We start from the raw sequence: 20,134 nt of genomic DNA on the forward strand, positions 1-20,134 counted from the left end.
CGGGTGGTGTCATCGATCTCGATGAAGCGTTCAGGCCGCGGCCATGCTCCGCACTGCCGGCCGCTCCAGTTCACGCGCGGCGAGCGCGCCGAACACTAGGCCGAGCGTCGTCCAGATCATCGCCTGAATGCCGATCGCGGCGACGCGGAAATTCCACAGCAGCGAGGCCGAGAACTCGACGGGCACTTCGTCGATGCGCGGCAACCCAACCTGCGCAATCACGATCACGACGACATACGCGGCAGCGGCGATGAGCGTCGCGTTCCAGCCGCCATGCCGCGCCGCCATGCGCTTTTGCAGCCGCACTGCGAACACGGCCGCAGCCAGAGAAATCGCGACCATGCCGAAGAACAGCGCCGTGCGCGGCCCGATGGTCTCGGGATTGCCGACCGCCGGTGGATTCGGCGGGTACTTGATGAACGGCACGATCGCGACGCTCACGAAGCCGAACAAGGCCAGCAGCGCCGACGTGCCGCGCGCGTGCAATGCGCCGAGCCGCCCGTACGCGAACGCGAACACCAGCGAGAACAGCCCGCCAAGCGCAGTGCCGAATACCGCGACGCCCGTCAGAAGACCGAGACCTGCTTGCGTATCGCGGGAGACGGTTTCTTCGTCACCGCCGCCGTGAGAGTGCGAATGCGCGGCGGCTGCATCGGCGTGTTCGTGCTGATGCTCATGCTCGTGCGCTGCGGCATGCTCGTGCTGTTCCTCGAACGCGATGGCGCGCGCCACCGACGGCTCGCCGAACGCACGCGCAAAGCCAAAGCCGATGAGGCCCGCGACCAGTCCCGCGATCATGCCGCGTATCAGCAAAGTGCGAATCATGACGCGTCCTCAGTGGCACGGAAAGCCGAGCAGATGCCGGCCGTCGTGGACGAATTCGTGGACGTACGTGCCCGAGACGATCGCGGTCGCGCCCTGCTCCGCGCCGACGAAATAAATGGCGATCAGCAGAATGAGGCCGATGAAAACGGCCCAGGGCAGCACGTCGCGCACCGGAATGGGCACGGGTGCGTCGAGCGAGGGGGAAGCCGGAGCGGAAAACACCGGCGCGTTGGAAGCATTCATGGTGGTTCTCCAGGGAAAAACGCGTCCCGATTGATGAAGAGCATGCAGCGGGGTCTGACTCGCGGCGCAGCGCCTTTCGGCTCTGCCGCATACAGTGGCGCGACCGTGCCGGGTTTGCACCGGCTTCCTCGCACTGCAAGCTTGCCATTCTATGATGATTGACGGCAAAGTAAAACGATCCTGACCCGCCCCATTACCCATCCCGCTCCCTTGGAACTCATCCTGCTGTGCCACGCTGCCACGCGCGCGATGAAAGCCGGCCGCTTTCCCGTCGGCGACGAGGCCGCCGCCCGCGACGAGAGCATCCTGCTCGCACCGCTGCGTGCACGTCACGGCACGCGCGTGCTCACAAGTCCCGCGCGCGTGGCGCGGCAAACAGCGGAATGGATCACGGATGCCTTCGAGATCGTGCCCGCATTCGACGACATCGATTACGGCCGCTGGCGCGGACTTTCCCTGCGCGAAGCGGGCGAGCGCGAACCCGAACAGGTCGCCGCCTGGCTCGCGGACCCGCAGGCGCATCCGCATGGCGGCGAAAGCATCGAGATGCTCGCGGCGCGCGTCGCCGGCGGACTTGCGTTCATCGACAGGCTGAATCCGTGCGAGCGCTGCATCGTCGTCACGCATGCCCTCGTCGTGAAAGTGGCGCTCGCGCATGCGCTCGGCATGCCGCTTCAATCGGTCTACGGGATGGACTTCGCGCCCTTGTCGTCGACAGTCCTGAAGCGCGCGTCGCCCGCCGACGCATGGAGCGCCTGAACTTCGTTCCTCTCGAATGGCTCAAAGCAGACAGCGCGTCGCATGCGCGGCCCGCTTTCGAACCGTTACAGGAGACTCAGATGGCGCACTACGTGGATGGATTCGTCGTACCCGTTCCGATCGACAAGATCGATGCCTACCGCGCGATGGCCGAAGCAGCCGGCAAGATCTGGCTGGAACACGGCGCGCTGCAATTCGTCGAGACGCTCGCCGACGACGTGAAGCCCGGCAAGCTCACCTCTTTTCCGCAGAGCGTGCAAATGAAGGAAGGCGAAACCGTCGTGTTCTCGTATATCGTCTACGAATCGCGCGAGCAGCGCGACAGCGTCAACGCGAAAGTCATGGAAGATCCGCGTCTCAAGAGCATGATGGAATCGGGTGAGCCGCCGTTCGACGCGAAACGCATGTTCTTCGGCGGCTTCAAGACGATCGTCGAGCTCGAACGCAGCTGATATTTTTCTTTTCTCGGAACAGCATCGACATGTATATCGCCATGAACCGCTTCAAGATCGTGCCCGGCGCCGAAGCCGATTTCGAACGCCTCTGGACCAGCCGCGACACGCATCTCAAGGACGTGCCGGGCTTCGTCGAGTTTCATCTGCTCAAAGGCCCGGTGAAAGACGATCACGTTCTCTATTCGAGCCATACGATCTGGGCGAATCAGGCGGCTTTCGAGGACTGGACACGCTCGGACGCGTTTCGCGCCGCGCATCGCAATGCAGGCGGCGAGACGCGTCAGCTCTATCTCGGGCATCCCGAGTTCGAGGGATTCGAGGTCATTCAGACTGTGAAATAAGGCGCAGGCACGGAGCAAGGCACGCGCTCGGAAACACGTTCGTTTTACACGCGTGTGAAAAAACGCGCCTTACCTCCGTGCTTTTCTCAGACGGTTTTCAGGCCTTCGCGCCGCGCGCCATGCGCTGCAACGTCGACGAATCGATCGCGGCCGCGCAAATGCGCACGGCCTCCTTCAGCGTGCGGGGACGTCCCGCGCCGAACTGCGATTCGAGCATCGCGACGGCGCGCAGTCGCTCGTCGTTGCCGAGCTTCTCGCCGGTGGCAAGCTCGAGCACCGAGATGAAATACGCCGCGGGCGGCGCGGCGCTCGTATGGGTTGGTCGCTGGCGGTCCCCGCCCGCGCCTTCGCGTCCGTCATCCCGGGCAGGAATCCACGGATGCCATTTGCTGTCGTATCGACTTTTCATGGGTCAGTTCGCTGGCTCGATTGCTGTGGCGCACTTTGCGCCGTTGTCTTTGGGCGCCCGTGCGCCCTTCATCGTTAAAAAGACTTACAGCAAGTCCCATTCCAACCCGCTCGTCCTTATCGGGCTTCACTTTCCTCCGACAAAACCGCGCGCGCGACACGGCACGCCGCCAGATCCCACGCCGCGCAACCGACCGACTTGAACATCACGGCGCGCGTGGCGGTCGCCTGCTTCGCCGGAGCCGCGATTGCAGCGGCCAGCGGATGCACCGCGTTCCAGTCGACGGCGGCGAGTATGAAGTCGCCCGCTTCGTGACGCGCGCCCGCGGGATCGTCGACGTAAAGCTCGCTCGCGTGGATGGTCGCGGCGGCGATCTCGGCGGCATCGGCGGTGAATGCGCCCACGCCGATCACGAGTCGTCCCGCGCGCGCTGGCAGCGTGTAGACCGGCGTCTTGCTCGTCGTCGCGGCGATGACGACATCGACGGAATCGGGAATCGATGCTTCGTCCAGCGGCGCCAGATTGTTCGATAGCGACGCATGCGCCGCGCAGAATTCGCGCGCGCGTTCGGGACGCGAGCCCTGCACGCGGATGCGCGCATCGGGATATACAGCGGCGAGCGCCTCGACGTGATACGCCGCCTGCTTGCCCGTGCCGATCACGAGGACGTCGCGCGGCGCGCCTCCATGCAGCGCGCGAATGGCGAGCATCGAGACCGACGCCGTGCGCCGTCCCGTGACGGTCGGCCCGTCGAGCATGAACTGCGGCACGCCGGTGACGGCATCGTAGGCAGTGACCTGGCCGTGAATCGTCGGCAAACCGAGCGCGCCGTTGCGCGCGCAAACGTTCACGAGCTTGTGCATCGCGAGATCGGCGGCGCTCGCGGGCATCGACAGCATCACGCCGCCTTCGATCGGCACGACCATGCGCTCGGGGCTCACGATGCGGCCCGCCGCGTAGTCGAGCATGGTCGCGGCGAGGGTGTCCACGAGCCGGTCATACGGCACGAGGCGTGCTGTCCGGGCTTCGTCGAAACTGTGGATCGTCGCGGTCATCGGGTTCGCTCGCTATTGAAGTTGAAGTGGGTGAAGTCGAAAGTGCCATCGGCATGCCATCGAAGTGCCGGAACATTCTAACGGCGCGGCGCGCTGTGTCATAAAGCGCGCGCGCTTTCTAAAATGAATGACCCGATCATCAATGCGGCCGTTGTCATATGACTGCCATCGTATGCCGTCATAATCGGCCGTTCCGCGCCGCAACTCGAAACGAGGACTGCGGCCGCCCAAGAACGTCACGGAGCCTTTCATGAACACGACGGACAAGCAGCGCCGTTTCCACGCCGACATCATCGACAGCTACGACGAAGAGTTCGAGATGGAAGTCGACGATCGCTTTCTGGACGGCGAATCGACCTTCTCCGATGAAGAGCGGGCCCTGCGCAAGACTTATTTCCGCGAGCTGTTCCGTTTGCAGGGCGAACTCGTGAAGCTGCAGGACTGGGTCGTACACACGGGGCATCGGCTGGTCGTGCTCTTCGAAGGACGCGACGCGGCCGGCAAAGGCGGCGCGATCAAGCGCATCACGCAACGCCTGAATCCGCGCGTATGCCGCGTGGCCGCGCTTCCGGCGCCGAACAATCGCGAGCGCACGCAGTGGTATTTCCAGCGCTACGTTTCGCACTTGCCGGCGGCCGGTGAAATCGTTTTATTCGATCGAAGCTGGTATAACCGCGCGGGCGTCGAACGCGTCATGAACTTTTGCAGCGACGAAGAGTATGAAGAATTCTTCCGCTCGGTGCCGGAGTTCGAGAAGATGCTGGTGCGAAGCGGCATCCAGATCGTGAAGTACTGGTTCTCGATCACCGACGACGAACAGGAAGTGCGCTTTCAGGCGCGTATAGAAGATCCGCTCAAGCAGTGGAAGCTGAGCCCGATGGATCTCGAAAGCCGCCGCCGCTGGGAAGCGTACACGGCGGCCAAGGAAGTGATGCTCCAGCGCACGCACATTCCCGAAGCGCCGTGGTGGGTGGTGCATGCCGTCGACAAGAAGCGTGCGCGGCTGAACTGCATCAGTCACCTGCTGAGCCAGGTGCCGTATCACGATGTCGAGCATCAGCCGATCGAGTTGCCCGACCGCGTGTTCAATCCCGATTATCTGCGCCAGCCCGTCGCCGACGATATGTACGTTCCCGAGGTGTATTGAGCGTCGATATCAGCAGCAGTTGTTGCAGGGCAAGTGCTTCACCGCCGCGCTGCTGCGCTGACGGGCGACCGTGTAGCGCAGCGCGAACTGATAGGCGTGCTGCGAGCCTTTCATCACCATCACGAACATGACCTGCGCGAGATTGAAGTCGAGCGTGACCATCAGGCGTGTCAACAGCAGCAGTGGCAGCACCACCGCCGGCTGATACAGTTGCTTTGCGATCAAGTCTCTCATCATCCGCTCCTTATCCCATGATTAGAATTCTAAGGATTGAAGCGCCGCGGATAAACGCTCGATAAGTGAAGACATATGTTCCGGGAGACGAACAATCGCGTTGCCCGGCCCCAATGAAAATGGCCCTGCACGCAGCAGGGCCAACTTCATGGTTTACTTCTGCGCGAGACTCGGCTCGGGCACGGGCGTAGGGTTGGCATCGCCCCAGCCGCCGCCCAGCGCGCGGATCAGATTCACCGTCGATATCGCCTGCGCGCCCCGCAACTGCACCGATGAGCGCTGCGTTTGCAGCACGGTGCGCTCGGCATCGATGACATCGAGATAATTCACCGCACCCTCGGTGTACTGCGTGCGCGAGAGCTGCGCGGCGCGCACCGACGCTTTGACGGCATCGTCCTGTGTCGCCGTCTGGTCTTCGAGGATGCGCAGATCCGAGAGGTTGTCCTCCACCTCGCGGAACGCGACGAGCACTTGCTGACGATAGCTCGCCACATCCTCTTCGTAGATCGCGCGCGCATTGGCGAGATTGCCCTTGCGCCGGCCGCCATCGAAGATCGGGATGTTGAGCGCCGTGCCCGCGAACGGCCCGAGCAGGAACGTGCGGCTCGACCATTTGAAGAGATCGCCGAGCGTCGCCGATTCGAACCCGCCCGAGCCCGTCAGCGTCAGCGACGGGAAGAACGCCGCCTTCGCCACGCCGATGCGCGCATTCGCCGCCGCCATCGCGCGTTCCGCCGCCGCGACATCGGGACGGCGCTCCAGCAGCGCCGAAGGCAGGCCCGGCGGCACGCGGATCGTCACCGGCCTGAGCGGGTCCGCGGCCATGGCGAACTCGGCGGGCGCCTTGCCGAGCAGCACGGCGAGGCTATGTTCCGATGCCGCGCGCAGACGCTGCACCGTCATCGCTTCCGAACGCGCCGTCGCCAGTTCCGACTTCGCGCGCGCCAGATCCAGCTCACTGATATCGCCTTCGTTGAAGCGCTTTTGCACGAGCTTCAGCGCTTCCTCGCGCAACTGCACGGTGCGCGTGTAGACATCGGCTTCGGCATCCAGCTCGCGCAGATTGAAGTAGTTCTGCGCGACATCCGCCTGCAACGCGAGCTGCACCGAGCGGAACAGCGCCTCGCTCTGCTGCGTGTCGGCGTTCGCGGCCTGCACCGTGTTCGACACGCGGCCGAACAGATCCACTTCATACGACACGCTCGCCTGCGCGCGCCACAGCGTTTGCGCGGGCACGTTGCCATCCGGCGGCAGGAATTGCGATGCGGGCGAGAACTTCTCACGCGTCGGTCCGAAGCCCGCATCGAGCGTCGGGAACAGGCCCGCGCGCGCCGACTGGTTGATCCCGCGCGCTTCCTTCACGCGCGCGGCGGCCGCCTTCAGATTCTGGTTCGCGTCCTGCGCCTGCTTCTCCAGATCGTTGAGCGTGGCGTCACCGAAGATCGTCCACCATTCGCCGCGCAACATCTCTTCGGAAGGCTGCGCCGTCTTCCACCTGCCCGCTTCCGATGCCTGCAAAGCGGGTGTTTCCTTATACGCCGACGGCGCGTTGACGTCGGGCTTCTCGTAGGTCGGGGCAAGCGAACATCCCGCGACCAGCATCAACGCGGCCATCAGACTCGAAACAACATGCAGCTTATTCATCATTGACCTCATTGCGCTTCGACCGAAGCACCGATACCGCGCATCTGCGGATGCGTGCCGTGCTTGTCCGTCACGTGCTCCGTGCGCGAGAGCTTGCGCAGAATCACGTAGAAGACCGGCGTGAGCATCAGACCGAAGAGCGTCACACCCAGCATGCCGAAGAACACCGCGACGCCCATCGCATGACGCATCTCCGAGCCCGCGCCCGACGACAGCACGAGCGGCACCACACCCATGATGAACGCGATCGACGTCATCAGGATCGGGCGCAGACGCAGGCGGCTCGCCTCGATCGCGGCCTGCACGATGGTGCGCCCCTGCATCTCCAGCTCGCGTGCGAATTCGACGATCAGAATGGCGTTCTTCGCCGACAAGCCCACCAGCACCATCAAGCCGATCTGCGTGAAGATGTTGTTGTCGCCATCGGTGAGCCATACGCCGAGCAGCGCGGACAGAATGCTCATCGGCACGATCAGGATGACGGCGAGCGGGAGCGTCAGGCTCTCATACAGCGCGGCGAGCACGAGGAACACGAGCAGCACGCTGATCGGGAAGACCCACAGCGCCGCATTGCCCGCGAGGATCTGCTGATACGTGAGATCGGTCCATTCGAACTTGATCCCGCGCGGCAGCACTTCCGCCGCGATGCGCTCCGCCGCCGCCTGCGCCTGGCCCGACGAGTAACCCGGCGCCGGACCGCCGTTGATATCGGCAGCGGTGTAGCCGTTGTAGCGCACGACCATTTCCGGGCCATACGTCGGCGTCACTTTCACGAGCGACGACAACGGCACCATGTCGCCATTCGCGTTGCGTGTCTTCAGCAAGCCGATGTCCTCGGGATTCGCGCGGAACGGCGCATCGGCCTGCACGCGCACCTGATACACGCGCCCGAAGCGATTGAAGTCGTTCACATAGAGCGAACCGAGATAGACCTGCATCGTGTCGAAGACATCAGTGACGGACACGCCGAGTTGCTTCGCCTTCACGCGGTCCAGATCGACGTTCAACTGCGGCACGTTGATCTGATAGCTGGAGAACGTCGGTCCGAGTTCGGGCGTCTGCGATGCGCGCTTGATGAACGCCTGCGTGGCATCGGCGAGCGCCGCATAACCGAGCGCGCCGCGATCTTCCAGCTGCATCTTGAAGCCACCCAGCGTGCCGAGGCCGAGCACCGGCGGCGGTGGGAACACGGCGATGAACGAGCCCTTGATGCCCGCGTACTTCTGGTTCAGCGCGCCGGCAATCGCTCCCGCCGACAGCGCCTTGTCATGCACGCGTTCCTTGAACGGCTTCAACGTGACGAACACGATGCCCGCGCTCGACGAATTGGTGAAGCCGTTCACCGACAAGCCCGGAAACTCCACCGCGCTTTCCACGCCCGGCTGCTTCAGCGCGATATCGCTCATCTGACGAATCACGCCTTCGGTGCGATCGAGCGATGCGCCGTTCGGCAACTGCGCAAAGCTGATCAGATACTCCTTGTCCTGCGCGGGCACGAAGCCACCCGGCACGATCTTGCCCATCAGCACCGCGCCTGCGAGCAGCACGGCATACACGCCCATCATCAATGCCTTGCGGTTGATGACGTGCTTGACGCCCTTGCCGTAAGCCTCGGAACCGCGATGGAACACTTTGTTGAAGACGCGGAAGAAGCCGCCGAACACGCGATCCATGCCACGCGTGAGCCAGTCCTTCGGCTCGTCGTGGCCTTTGAGCAGCAGCGCGGCGAGCGCGGGCGACAGCGTCAGCGAGTTGAACGCGGAGATCACCGTCGAGATGGCGATAGTCATCGCGAACTGCTTGTAGAACTGGCCCGTGAGACCCGACATGAACGCGAGCGGCACGAACACGGCCACGAGCGTCAGCGCAATCGCGATGATCGGTCCGCTCACCTCGCGCATCGCCTGATAGGTGGCCTCTCTTGCGGACAAGCCCGAGGCGATGTTCCGCTCGACGTTTTCGACGACCACGATCGCATCGTCGACGACGATACCGATCGCGAGCACCATCCCGAACAATGACAGCGCGTTGATCGAGAAGCCGAACGCGAGCAGCAGCGAGAACGTCCCGACGATCGATACCGGCACGGCGAGCAGCGGAATGATCGACGCGCGCCACGTCTGCAGGAAGATGATCACGACCAGCACCACGAGCGCAATCGCTTCGGCGAGCGTGTGAATCACCGCCTCGATACTCGAACGCACGAACTGCGTCGGGTCATAGACGATCTGGTATTCGAGCCCCGCAGGCATGTCGGCCTTGAGCTCCTTCATCGTCTTGCGGACTTCGTCGGAGATCTGCAGCGAGTTCGCGCCCGGTTGCTGATTGATCGCGATCGCGACCGCGCTCTTGTTATCGAGCAATGAACGCAAGCCATATTCCGATGCAGCCAATTCGACACGCGCGACATCGCTGAGATGCGTGACGGCGCCATCGGGCGAAGTCTTCAGCACGATATCTCGGAACTCCGACTCGTTCTGCAAGCGGCCGCGCGCATTCACGTTCAGTTGCAGCGGCACGTTCGGCAGCGTCGGCGAACCGCCGATCACGCCCGCCGCGACCTGCACGTTCTGCTCGCGAATCGCGTTGACGACATCGGTCGCCGTCATGCCGCGCTGTGCGACCTTTTGCGGATCGAGCCATACGCGCATCGAGTAATCGCCCGAGCCCCACAACTGCACTTCACCCACGCCCGCGATGCGTTCGAGCCGGTCCTTCACGTTGATCAGCGCGTAGTTGCGCAGATACGTCATGTCGTAACGGCCATTGGGCGAGTTCAGGTGGACGACCATCGTGAGCGTCGGCGACGACTTGATCGTCGTCACGCCAAGACGCGTCACGTCCTGCGGCAAGCGCGGCAGCGCCTGATTCACGCGGTTCTGCACGAGCTGCGTGTTCTTGTCCGGATCGGTGCCGAGCTTGAACGTGACGGTCGTCGTGAGATTGCCGTCGCTGTTCGCCTGCGACTGCATGTAGAGCATGTCCTCTACGCCGTTGATCTGCTCTTCGAGCGGCGAGGCCACGGTCTCCGCGATCACCTTCGGATTCGCGCCGGGATACTGCGCATGCACGACGACCGAAGGCGGCACGACTTCCGGATACTCGGAGATCGGCAGCTTGAACATCGCGATGATGCCCGCCAGCAGCACGATCACCGATAACACGCCCGCAAAGATCGGGCGGTCGATAAAGAATTTGGATATGTTCATGACGAGTTCTGTCTGTTGCGGACGACTTACTGCGCGGACGCCGTTTTCACGGCGGGCGCAGCGTTGTCGTCGTTCATCGCGACGTTGTTGGCCTTGATCACATCGTTCGGACGCACGCGCTGCAAGCCGTTCACGACGATGCGCTCGCCCGGCTGCAAGCCCTTGCTGATGACGCGCAGGCCTTCATGCGTCTGTCCGAGCGAGACTTCGCGGTACTGCACGCGGTTGTCCTTGTCGACGACCATCACGTACTTCTTGTCCTGATCCGTGCCGATGGCTTCGTCTTCCACGAGCACCGCCGGATGCGGCGAGCCGCCGCCCACTTTCACTCGTGCATAAAGACCGGGCACGAGCGAGCCGTCCGGATTGTTGAAGCGCGCGCGCACGCGGATCGTGCCCGAGGTCGTATCGAGACGGTTATCGACGGAATCGACGACGCCATCGCGCGAATAGCCGTCCTCATTCGCGAGACCGAGCGACACCGGCACGCTGTTGCCCGCATCGCGGCCGAGATAGCGCAAGTACGTTTGTTCGTCGACATCGAACGAGGCGTAGATCGGCGAGACCGACACGAGCGTCGTCAGCAAAGGCGCGTTCCCACCCGTCGACACGATGTTGCCCACCGTGAGCTCCGCGCGCGATACACGGCCCGACACGGGCGCCGTGATATGCGTGTAGGCGAGATTGATCTTCGCGGCTTCGAGCGCGGCCTGCGCGGCCTTCAGGTTGGCGACGGCCTCGCGCGCGGCGTTCTGCTTCTCGTCGTAATCGCGCTTGGCGATCGCATTGTCGGCGAGCAGGCGTTCGGCACGCGCCGCATCCGTCGATGTATAGCCATTACGTGCCTGCGCTGCCGCGAGCTGCGCCTGCGCGCGATCCACTTCGGCTTCATACGGGCGCGGATCGATCGTGAACAGCGCGTCGCCCTTCTTCACGAGCTGGCCGTCCTTGAAATGCACGGCGACGATCGTGCCCGGCACGAGCGGGCGAATGTCGACGTGATCGACGGCTTCGAGTCTGCCCGAATAGCTTTGCCAGTCGGTGATGGTCTTCGACACCACGGTCGCGACATCGACCTCCGTGGCGGTCGGGCTGTGAGCGGCGGCTTTGGCTTCGTTGATGGCCGCATCGCCGTGGCCGTGCCAGGCGGTGTATCCGCCCGCGCCGGCGATGATCAGCGTCGCGCCCAGCGCGGCGTAGATGCGTTTGCGAGTGAAAGACATGGTATGAGGCTCCGGTTGCGATGAGATTGTTGTTGTGTATTGCGTGGCTGGCGTGCCGTTTCTTGCTGTCACTTCGTTGCGGTCACTTCGCGCGCATCAGGCGCTTCTTGAAGAACGCGACGACATCGGCGAGCGCGTCGGGATGCGCGGCCAACGCGTGATGCGACGCCTTGCCGTGGCGCGTGACTTCTGTCGGCACGCCGGCGGCGATCAGTTCGCCCGCGTATTTTTCGGCTTCGATATGCAGCAGGTCGTGCTCGGCGCTCGCAATGAGCGCGGGCGGCAGGCCCGCGAGACGGCGCGATTCGAGCGGCGCGGCATACGGATGCAGACGTTGCGAAGGATTCGGCAGATATGCGCGATACCACTGCGCGCATTCGCGCGATTCGAAGTCGGGGCACAGCACTTTGCGTTCGTCGGCGAGACGCGTCAGGCTCGGATCGAGCAGCGGCGCGAGCAGCGCCTGCGCGGACATGCGAATATCGCCGCGATCCCGTGCGATGGCCGCGACGCAAGTGGCGAGATTGCCGCCCGCGTCATGTCCCGCAATGCCGATACGTTGCGGGTCCGCGCGCTGCGCGCGAGCATGTGCGACGGCCCATTGCGCCGCGCGATAACCGTCTTCGGGCGCGGCGGGAAACGGATACGTCGGCGCGAGCGAATAGCCGACGGACACAACCCACGCGGGCGTATCGCGTGCGATCGTCGCGGCGGCGATATCGGCGTCGTCGAGATTGCCGCGAATAAAACCGCCGCCGTGGAAGTAAAGAACGATGGGCAGGATCGTGCCGTCCGAGGCGGGGCGATAGCTTCGCAACGTGATCGGTTGCGCGTGTCCCGTGATGTGCACATCTTCGATGCACAAGCGCGGACTCGACTCGATATCCAACAGTGATGCCATGGTTATTTTCGGTGCCAGGCCGCTGCTGCAAGGCCTTCACGCATAAGTTGCGATGGTCCGAATGATGGAGTCCGCGCCTTTTTTGATAAATGCCTATAATCCGGCAACACAATTCGGTCGCACCGAACAATCGTGGTTATCCCTTGCGATTGTTTCTTCGGTCATTCTTTAGCGCACGCTTAAATAGCGTGTCGCAGGCAAGGAAGGTGAGAGAACATGGATCGGCTACAGGCAATGCAGGTTTTCACCCGCGTCGTGGACACCAATAGCTTTTCCCGCGCGGCGGACACGCTCAATCTCCCGCGCGCTTCGGTCACGACGATCATTCAGAATCTGGAAGCGCACTTGAACGTGCGGCTGCTTCAGCGCACGACGCGCAGATTGAATCTCACGCCGGACGGCGCCGCGTATTACGAGCGTTGCGTGCGCATCCTCGCGGATATCGAAGAAGCGGAAAGCACGTTTTCGAACAATGGAAAGGGACCGCACGGCAAGCTGCGTGTCGATATGCCCGGCGCGATCGGGCGGCTCATCGTGATGCCGCAGCTTTGCGATTTCCATACGCGCTATCCGGATATCGAACTGATGATGGGCTTCGGCGACAAGCCGGTCGATCTGATTCAGGAAGGCGTCGATTGCGTGATTCGCGTCGGCACGCTGCAGGATTCGAGTCTCGTCGCACGGCGTATCGGCGTGTTTCAGGGCGTGACTGTGGCTGCGCCGCAATATCTCGAACGCAATGGCACGCCGAAGACCATCGAAGATTTGCAGAATCACACGGCGGTGAATTACTTTTCGAGCCGCACGGGCCGCGTTCTGGATATGGATTTCGTCGTCGACGATGAAACCATCGAAGTGAAGATGCGCGGCATGATCGCGGTGAATGACGCGGAAGCTTATCTGAGCTGCGGTCTGAAGGGCCTGGGCATCATTCAGGTGCCGCGCTTCATGGCGCTGCCGCATCTGCGCGCGGGCGAACTGGTGGAAGTATTGCCGCAGTGGAATCCGCTGCCGATGCCGATTTCCGCCGTGTATCCGCATAACCGGCATTTGTCGCCGAAGGTGCGCGTATTCGTCGACTGGGCCGCGGAGTTATTCGAGCGTTGCCCGCTTCTGCAAGGCCAGAAGGAAGCGGAAGAGCGCTGCCTGCCGACGAGCACCGCATCGCCGTCGATCGTGCGGCATGGCACGCCCGAAGTCGCGGGCACCGAGGATGTGGTGGTATAGCCGGACATCGTTGAGCGCACGGGATAAGAATGAACGAAAACATCGATGTGCGCCGGGTCGGCGCGGATGAAGCGCTGACCTATGTCGAAGCGTTGGCGGACGTGCTCATCGATTGCGTCGAGGGCGGCGCGTCCGTCAGCTTCATGTTGCCGATTTCGCGCGCCACGGCCGTCGAATTCTGGACGCATGTCGCACAGGGCGTCGTGCGTCACGAGCGCATTCTGCTCGTCGCTGAAGATGCGCAAGGCAAGGTCGTCGGCACGGTGCAGGTTGTTATCGATCAGCCCGAGAATCAGCCGCATCGAGGCGATATCGCGAAGATGCTCGTCGCACGGCGAGCGAGACGCAAAGGCGTCGCGCAACGCCTGATGGCCGCCGCCGACGATGCCGCACGCACCGCGGGCAAGTCCGTGCTCGTGCTCGATACGGTGACAGGCGGCGATGCGGAGCGCCTTTACGAACGCGCCGGATGGCAGCGTGTCGGCATCGTGCCGAACTACGCGCTGATGCCCGACGGCACGCTCTGCGCGACCACTTTCTTTCATAAGCAGCTCGCATAGTCACGTCGCGAAAGCCTTTGCAGACAAGCCTTCGCGCGATTATTCGCCGAAATCGATAAATCTATTCGCCGATACGGCATTTATCCGCGTGCACCGCGCGGCTACATTCGCTCTCAACGCAGCGTGCAATCAGCCAATTGCAATCCGCATTTGCCCGCACGCCGCATCGGAACGAAAGGAGTCGCAAGCATGAAGCAGCTCATCACGGGATTTTCTCTCGCCGCCATCTCCGCTGTCGTCACGACTACCGCTTTTGCGGAGAGCGGCCAGGGCATCGGCCGTGCAGGCACGTATCAGGTGCAGACGCAAACCCAGGCCAATGCGGGCGATACGCCTAAAAGCCGCGCGCAAGTGCGCGCGGAACTGGCCGCCGCCTTTTCGAACGGCTCGTTGCCCGCGCTGAACCGCAACACCTATCCCGAGCGCAGCATGTGGGGCGACGCGATCGCCGCGCAAAGCGAGCAACGCGCACGCGATGCGGCACAAGCGGAAGCACGCAATCGTGAAATCGTCGAGTACGCCAATGGCTCGGCAGCAGGCAATGTGACGGCGCGTTGATAGCGCCGTCGACAAGATATCAAGAGGTCAACATGTTAGCCAATAATTCGCTCGATCAATTCTCGCTTCTCGACGAACTTCCTTTCGCGACGCCGGTATGGCATCCCTTCGTGCAGCACGCGGAAGACGCTGTGCAAGAGACGAAGCAAGAGACTGACGAACGCTCGCATCGGGCGTGACACGAAAGGCGCGGACGAACAGCCCGCGCCTTTTTTCTTTTAACCGCACGCGCCGATTTCGCCGCACGACGTGCAGAAGTCGCAGCCATCCTTGCGGATCACCGCGTTCGCGCCACACGTCGCGCATTTACGGCCGTGCATTTGGGGAAGACCATGAGGATCGATCTCGCCTTGCGCGATGCCCTCGGATACTTCTTCGCCTTCGTCGGCTACAGCTATCGCATGAGGCGTGCGATCGGCGCCCTTGCGCGCAAGCACGCGCGACGGTACCTGGTTGCCCTCTGCATCGAGGAAGCCACGGCGGTGAAGAATCTGCTGAATCGCATACGCTAGCGCCGCGACTTCCGAATCGTGCCAGCGCGGACTGCGATGACCGTCGAGCCGCTCGACATCGCCCAGACGCACTTGTCCGCGATCCCACGACACCTTGCGCATATCCTGCAGCGTGCGCGCCGCGAAACCACCGCGCGCGGCCAGTGACAGCGAACGCATCGTCGCCGTGATCCACTGCTGCGATTCGTCGCTCTGCCCCGTCGGAATGAAGAACTCGATGGGCCGCTCGATAGTGACGTCGCCGCCCGCGATGCGTCCCGTCACTTCGATGAATGACACCGCGAGATAAAGCGACTTCTTCCCCGCCTGCGTCAGATATTCGACCTTCTCGATGATCGCGGGCAATTCACCCCTCGGCCGATGATCGATCGCGATACGCAGCGGATCGAGATCGAGTTCGGGGTCCGGCGAATCGCTCGGTGTTTCAGCGGGCGTGACCGAAAGCACCGCGCCCAGTGTCTCGTTGGGCCGATAAGTGGCAAGCCCCTTCAGCCCGCGCCGCCATGCTTCGAAATAGAGATCCTGGAACTTGTCGAACGGATAATCGGCGGGCACGTTCACGGTCTTCGAGATCGATGTATCGACGAACGGCTGCACCGCCGCCATCATCTCCATGTGATCGTGCGCGGACATTTCCAGCGCGCTCACGAAGTAATCAGGCAACGTGTTTATGTCGCCGCCCATCTCGCGATAAAGCCGGTACGCGTGATCTTCGACGGCAAAGGTCTGTCGCGAGCCGTCCGCCATGCGCTTCGTGCGTTGATACGTCCACGAGAACGCGGGCTCGATGCCGTTCGATGCGTTGTCAGCGAACGCGAGGCTCACGGTGCCCGTCGGCGCGATCGACAGCAGATGGCTGTTGCGAATGCCGTGCTCGCGAATCGCACGCTTGATGTCATCGGGCAGGCGCGAAGCGAAGGTGCCCTCTTCGAGGTAACGCTTCGCGTCGAAGAGCGGAAACTTGCCGCGTTCGCGCGCAAGATCGACGGACGCGCGATACGCTTCATCGCGCATCGTGCGCGCGACGCGCGTGGCGAAATCGCGCCCTTCCTCCGCGTCGTAGCGCAAGCCCAGCATCACGAGCGTATCGCCGAGACCCGTGAAGCCCACGCCGATGCGCCGCTTCGCCGCCGCTTCGCGCGCCTGTTCGTCGAGCGGCCAGAGCGTGACGTCGAGCACGTCGTCGAGAAAGCGCACTTGCGTGCGCGTGGTGCGCGCGAAGCCATCCCAATCGAACGAAGGCACGCCGCCGCGCCTTTGCGCAAACGGATCGCGCACGAAACGCGTGAGATTGAGCGGGCCGAGATTGCAGCAGCCGTATGCGGGCAGCGGCTGCTCGCCACACGGATTGGTCGCGCGGATCGCTTCGACGGCGCGCAGGTTGTTGTCGTCATTCATGCGCGACATGAACACGACGCCCGGCTCGGCGACATCGTAGGTCGAGCGCATGATCGTGTTCCACACCTCGCGCGCCTGCACTTCGCGATAGACCCACAAGCCATCATCGCGCTGATGCATGTCTTCGGCTGCACGCTGCGCAGGTGATGGCTCTGCCTTGTGCACGAGCTGCCATGTCGAATCATCGGCGACGGCCTGCATGAATTCGTCGGTCACCGCGACCGATACGTTGAAATTGTTCCAGCGCCCTTTCGTATGTTTTGCCGCGATGAATTCGAGCAGATCGGGATGCGTGCAATCGAGAATGCCCATCTGCGCGCCGCGCCGCGAGCCCGCGCTTTCGACGGTGCGGCACGAGGCATCGAAAACATCCATATAGCTGCATGGGCCCGATGCCGCCGATCCCGTCGAATGCACGCGTGCGCCGCGCGGACGGATCGCCGAGAAGTTATAGCCGACACCGCCGCCGCGGCGCATCGTCTCGGCCGCTTGCAACAACGCCACGTAGATGCCAGGCAAGCCATTGCTGTCGACGCTTTGTATCGCATCGCCGACAGGCTGCACGAAGCAGTTGATGAGCGTCGCGTCGATGCCCGCGCCGGCCGCGCTCATGATGCGCCCCGCGCCGAGCGCGCCGCGCCTGAAGTTATCGACGAACTCCGCTTCGATCTTCGCGCGCGTCTCTTCCGGTTCTGCTTGCGCGACGCCGCGTGCGACGCGGCGGTAAATATCCTCGACGCGCGTCTCGTCGCCCTTGGCATATTTTTCGAGCATCACGTCGATGGAAAACTGCTGCGGTGCGAGAGCTGTGCTGGGATTGTCTTCGGCCATGTCGGATCCTTTGAAATGCTGCAGCGTGTTGCGATAGGGTCGGAAACCCCGGCGCAAGATGCCGCAAAGGCAATGCCCGACGATAGCGCGATTTTTCCGCGCTCGCCATCGACCCGTTACACTCGTCTGATCCAGAACAGAACAATCAGCCGACCATTCGCATGAATTTGCATCGTCCGCCGCTCTTCGGCATCTCTGGCCGCTCGGGCCAGGGCAAGACCACGTTGATCGAAGCACTGTTGCCGTGGCTGCGCGCACGCGGGCTCATCGTGAACGTGATCAAGCACAGTCATCACTCGATCGAACTCGAGCCGCCGGGCAAGGACAGTGCGCGCTTTCGTCGCGCGGGTGCGGGGGAAGTGCTGATCGCATCGCCGTATCGCTATGCGATCCTGCGCGAGCTGAATGGCGATGCGGAACCGTCCATCAGCGAGTTGGCCGCGAGGCTGTCGCACGCGGATCTCGTGATCGTCGAAGGATTTGCGCGCGAGGCGATGCCGCGGCTGGAAGTCGTGCGGCCCTCGGCGGGCCGCGATCCGCTCTACAAGACCGATGTGGAAATAGTCGCAATCGCAACCGATGATGCCGCCGCAATCGATACGACATTGCCCACGCTCGCGCTCGACGACATCGCGGGCATCGGCGCGTTCATTTGCGCGCGCGTGGGCATCGTGCTTAAAGATTAATTCGCGGGCAAGCCGTGACGCGCCATCGCCAGGGCTTCTTTCAGCACATCGTTATCGCCGATGTGATTCGCGAGCAGCAGCACGAGCTTCGCGTTGAGCAACTGGCTGTCTTCATCGGAAAGACCGTTGTGCGTGTCGATGAGGCGCTCGTAGAACGCATCGTGGTCCGGGATATTCAGTTCGAGATTGAGCTTCATACGATTCATCATCCGTTGCAGGTTGCGCGCTTGACCGCGGCCGTGACCGATGCGGCATCGAAGGCGCGCCAGCGCGCGCACACATGTTGGTCGGGACGCAGCAGATAGAACGTGCCCGGCCGCGCATCGAAGCGATGCGCGACCATCCCTTCCACATCTTCCACCACGGTCACGCCCGGCACCGTGCAGGCCATGCCTCTCGGCACGACGATCAGCGTACGCACGGGCAGCGGCGCATTCGACAAGGCCGCAAGGCTCTGCGCGCATGCGTCCGGGCCGTGGCCCAGTCCGCAGAAATAAATGCCGGTGAACGCGCCCCCGTGTGTCTGCGGCAGGAGCCAGGCATCGCGGTCATCGACACGCACGGGGGCATCGACGCACGGTGCGCCGGGAATCATCGCGCCATCGAAGGCATCGTCTTGCTTGTCGGGCGTATTGAGCGACGAATCGCGCAGCACCGCGGGCACCGAAAGCCGCCCGCTGTTCGCGAGACGCCGTGCAAACGCGGCATCCTTCGCGAGCTTGAGCGTCGCGTCGCGAAAGAGCCGTGACACCGCGCTCTTCGGCGTGATGAAGTCGGTGGAGCGCGTCGAGTTGAGGATGTTTTCATCGGCGGCGTATTCGCGTTCGGACGCATACGTATCGAGCAATGTGTGCGGCGCATCGCCGTTCACGACGAGCCGCAGCTTCCACGCGAGATTGTCCGCGTCCTGCACGCCGCTGTTCGCGCCGCGCGCGCCGAACGGCGACACGCCATGTGCCGAATCGCCCGCGAAGATGATGCGCCCATGCCGGAAGCTATCCATGCGCAGACACGAGAACGTGTAGACGCTCACCCATTCGAGCTCGAATTCCACGTCTTCGCCGAGCAGCGCTTTGACGCGCGGAATCACGCGTTCCGGCTCTTTCTCCGCGACGGGGTCCGCGTCCCAGCCGAGCTGGAAATCGATGCGCCATACATCGTCGGGCTGACGATGCAGCAGCACCGACTGATTGCGATGGAATGGCGGATCGAACCAGAACCAGCGCTCGGTCGGAAACGGCGCCTTCATCTTCACGTCGGCGATCAGGAAACGGTCCTTGAACGTGCGGCCGTGGCTGTCGAGACCGAGCGCACGGCGCATCGGACTGCGCGCGCCATCGGTGGCGACGACGTATTGCGCCTTCAACGCATAGACGCCATCGGGTGTTTCGACTTGCAACTCGACATGATCCTCATGCTGCGTCACGCCGACGACATTGCTTTTCCAGCGTAATTGCAAGTTCTCAAGCTCCATCGCGCATTCGGCGAGAAAGCCTTCGACGTAGTACTGCTGCAAGTTGATGAACGCGGGACGCGAATGCCCCGTTTCCGGCAGCAGATTGAACGTGTAGACGAGGTCGTCGTGCAGAAACACTTTGCCGACATTCCAGCTCACGCCCTTTTCGATCATCTTGTCGCCGCAGCCGAGGCGATCGAAGATCTCCAGCGTGCGCTTGGCGAAGCAGATGGCGCGCGATCCGGTCGACACGGTGTCGTCATTGTCGAGCAGCACGGTGCGCACGCCCTGTTGCGCGAGATCGATGGCCGTCGCGAGACCGACCGGCCCCGCGCCGACCACGGCAACGGGATAAGGCGAGGACGCGGGCGCGTCGTGTTCGGGCGCGCGCTCATATTCGAAACGCAGACTGGCGTAATTCACGGACATTCGATCGTCTCCATCGTCGAAGGGCGAATTGC

General features: G+C 63.0%; 20 protein-coding genes and 1 riboswitch. Of the genes, 8 read left to right on the top strand and 12 right to left on the bottom strand.

Going from position 1 to position 20,134, the window contains the following annotated elements; all coding sequences use genetic code 11:
* Positions 1–30: 30 nt before the first annotated feature.
* A complete protein-coding gene (locus tag AWB74_RS19700) occupies positions 31–825 on the bottom strand; it encodes a CbtA family protein (RefSeq protein ID WP_061148410.1) in 795 nt (264 codons plus the stop codon).
* A gap of 9 nt (positions 826–834) precedes the next feature.
* A complete protein-coding gene (locus AWB74_RS19705; RefSeq protein WP_061148411.1) occupies positions 835–1,068 on the bottom strand; it encodes a CbtB domain-containing protein in 234 nt (77 codons plus the stop codon).
* A gap of 29 nt (positions 1,069–1,097) precedes the next feature.
* Positions 1,098–1,221, bottom strand: a riboswitch (cobalamin riboswitch).
* 57 nt (positions 1,222–1,278) lie between these two features.
* On the opposite strand from AWB74_RS19705, the gene AWB74_RS19710 reads away from it, so the two are divergent.
* The 3 genes from AWB74_RS19710 to AWB74_RS19720 all read left to right on the top strand — a co-directional run bounded on the left by AWB74_RS19710 (position 1,279) and on the right by AWB74_RS19720 (position 2,623).
* Positions 1,279–1,827: a histidine phosphatase family protein gene (locus AWB74_RS19710; protein WP_087039105.1), complete on the top strand. Its 549-nt coding sequence runs from the start codon at positions 1,279–1,281 to the stop codon at positions 1,825–1,827.
* Positions 1,828–1,907: 80 nt separating this feature from the next.
* Complete coding sequence (locus AWB74_RS19715) at positions 1,908–2,279, top strand: DUF1428 domain-containing protein (RefSeq protein ID WP_061148447.1); 372 nt, start codon at positions 1,908–1,910, stop codon at positions 2,277–2,279.
* A 29-nt stretch (positions 2,280–2,308) separates the two neighbouring features.
* Positions 2,309–2,623, top strand: a complete 315-nt coding sequence (locus AWB74_RS19720; RefSeq protein ID WP_008353090.1) for an antibiotic biosynthesis monooxygenase family protein — start codon at positions 2,309–2,311, stop codon at positions 2,621–2,623.
* Positions 2,624–2,720: 97 nt separating this feature from the next.
* On the opposite strand, the gene AWB74_RS19725 is transcribed toward AWB74_RS19720, so the two are convergent.
* Both AWB74_RS19725 and lhpI read right to left on the bottom strand, forming a co-directional pair.
* On the bottom strand, positions 2,721–3,032 hold the full coding sequence (locus AWB74_RS19725) for a hypothetical protein (RefSeq protein ID WP_061148412.1): 312 nt from the start codon (positions 3,030–3,032) through the stop codon (positions 2,721–2,723).
* A 116-nt stretch (positions 3,033–3,148) separates the two neighbouring features.
* Positions 3,149–4,087, bottom strand: a complete 939-nt coding sequence (gene lhpI, locus AWB74_RS19730; protein ID WP_061148413.1) for a bifunctional Delta(1)-pyrroline-2-carboxylate/Delta(1)-piperideine-2-carboxylate reductase — start codon at positions 4,085–4,087, stop codon at positions 3,149–3,151.
* Positions 4,088–4,337: 250 nt separating this feature from the next.
* Here lhpI and ppk2 point away from each other — a divergent pair, with 250 nt between their 5' ends.
* Entirely contained in the window at positions 4,338–5,234 is an 897-nt protein-coding gene (gene ppk2, locus AWB74_RS19735; RefSeq protein WP_061148414.1) for a polyphosphate kinase 2, read from the top strand.
* A gap of 9 nt (positions 5,235–5,243) precedes the next feature.
* Here ppk2 and AWB74_RS19740 read toward each other — a convergent pair whose 3' ends face one another.
* The 5 genes from AWB74_RS19740 to AWB74_RS19760 all read right to left on the bottom strand — a co-directional run bounded on the left by AWB74_RS19740 (position 5,244) and on the right by AWB74_RS19760 (position 12,445).
* Positions 5,244–5,468, bottom strand: a complete 225-nt coding sequence (locus AWB74_RS19740) for a hypothetical protein (RefSeq protein ID WP_061148448.1) — start codon at positions 5,466–5,468, stop codon at positions 5,244–5,246.
* A 153-nt stretch (positions 5,469–5,621) separates the two neighbouring features.
* Positions 5,622–7,115, bottom strand: a complete 1,494-nt coding sequence (locus tag AWB74_RS19745) for an efflux transporter outer membrane subunit (protein ID WP_407642451.1) — start codon at positions 7,113–7,115, stop codon at positions 5,622–5,624.
* Between the two features lie 5 nt (positions 7,116–7,120).
* Positions 7,121–10,321, bottom strand: a complete 3,201-nt coding sequence (locus AWB74_RS19750) for an efflux RND transporter permease subunit (protein ID WP_061148416.1) — start codon at positions 10,319–10,321, stop codon at positions 7,121–7,123.
* Positions 10,322–10,347: 26 nt separating this feature from the next.
* Positions 10,348–11,544: an efflux RND transporter periplasmic adaptor subunit gene (locus AWB74_RS19755; RefSeq protein WP_061148417.1), complete on the bottom strand. Its 1,197-nt coding sequence runs from the start codon at positions 11,542–11,544 to the stop codon at positions 10,348–10,350.
* Positions 11,545–11,626: 82 nt separating this feature from the next.
* Positions 11,627–12,445, bottom strand: coding sequence for an alpha/beta hydrolase (locus AWB74_RS19760; RefSeq protein WP_061148418.1), 819 nt, complete (start codon positions 12,443–12,445; stop codon positions 11,627–11,629).
* Positions 12,446–12,661: 216 nt separating this feature from the next.
* Here AWB74_RS19760 and AWB74_RS19765 point away from each other — a divergent pair, with 216 nt between their 5' ends.
* The 3 genes from AWB74_RS19765 to AWB74_RS19775 all read left to right on the top strand — a co-directional run bounded on the left by AWB74_RS19765 (position 12,662) and on the right by AWB74_RS19775 (position 14,790).
* Positions 12,662–13,672 (top strand): LysR family transcriptional regulator, encoded by a 1,011-nt coding sequence (locus AWB74_RS19765; protein WP_061148419.1) that lies wholly within the window; start codon positions 12,662–12,664, stop codon positions 13,670–13,672.
* Between the two features lie 29 nt (positions 13,673–13,701).
* A complete protein-coding gene (locus AWB74_RS19770) occupies positions 13,702–14,232 on the top strand; it encodes a GNAT family N-acetyltransferase (RefSeq protein ID WP_061148420.1) in 531 nt (176 codons plus the stop codon).
* Between the two features lie 189 nt (positions 14,233–14,421).
* Positions 14,422–14,790 (top strand): DUF4148 domain-containing protein, encoded by a 369-nt coding sequence (locus AWB74_RS19775; RefSeq protein WP_061148421.1) that lies wholly within the window; start codon positions 14,422–14,424, stop codon positions 14,788–14,790.
* A gap of 218 nt (positions 14,791–15,008) precedes the next feature.
* Here AWB74_RS19775 and AWB74_RS19780 read toward each other — a convergent pair whose 3' ends face one another.
* Positions 15,009–17,531, bottom strand: a complete 2,523-nt coding sequence (locus AWB74_RS19780) for an adenosylcobalamin-dependent ribonucleoside-diphosphate reductase (protein WP_061148422.1) — start codon at positions 17,529–17,531, stop codon at positions 15,009–15,011.
* Positions 17,532–17,692: 161 nt separating this feature from the next.
* On the opposite strand from AWB74_RS19780, the gene mobB reads away from it, so the two are divergent.
* Complete coding sequence (gene mobB, locus AWB74_RS19785) at positions 17,693–18,217, top strand: molybdopterin-guanine dinucleotide biosynthesis protein B (protein ID WP_061148423.1); 525 nt, start codon at positions 17,693–17,695, stop codon at positions 18,215–18,217.
* Here mobB and AWB74_RS19790 read toward each other — a convergent pair.
* Together AWB74_RS19790 and AWB74_RS19795 are read right to left on the bottom strand one after the other, a co-directional pair.
* A complete protein-coding gene (locus AWB74_RS19790) occupies positions 18,214–18,414 on the bottom strand; it encodes a DUF2783 domain-containing protein (protein ID WP_061148424.1) in 201 nt (66 codons plus the stop codon). The two genes, mobB and AWB74_RS19790, sit on opposite strands and share 4 nt — an antisense overlap.
* An 8-nt stretch (positions 18,415–18,422) precedes the next feature.
* Positions 18,423–20,102, bottom strand: a complete 1,680-nt coding sequence (locus AWB74_RS19795) for an FAD-dependent oxidoreductase (protein WP_061148425.1) — start codon at positions 20,100–20,102, stop codon at positions 18,423–18,425.
* Positions 20,103–20,134: the final 32 nt, after the last annotated feature.

Source organism: Caballeronia arvi, from assembly GCF_001544695.2.
Taxonomy (GTDB): Bacteria; Pseudomonadota; Gammaproteobacteria; order Burkholderiales; family Burkholderiaceae; genus Caballeronia; species Caballeronia arvi.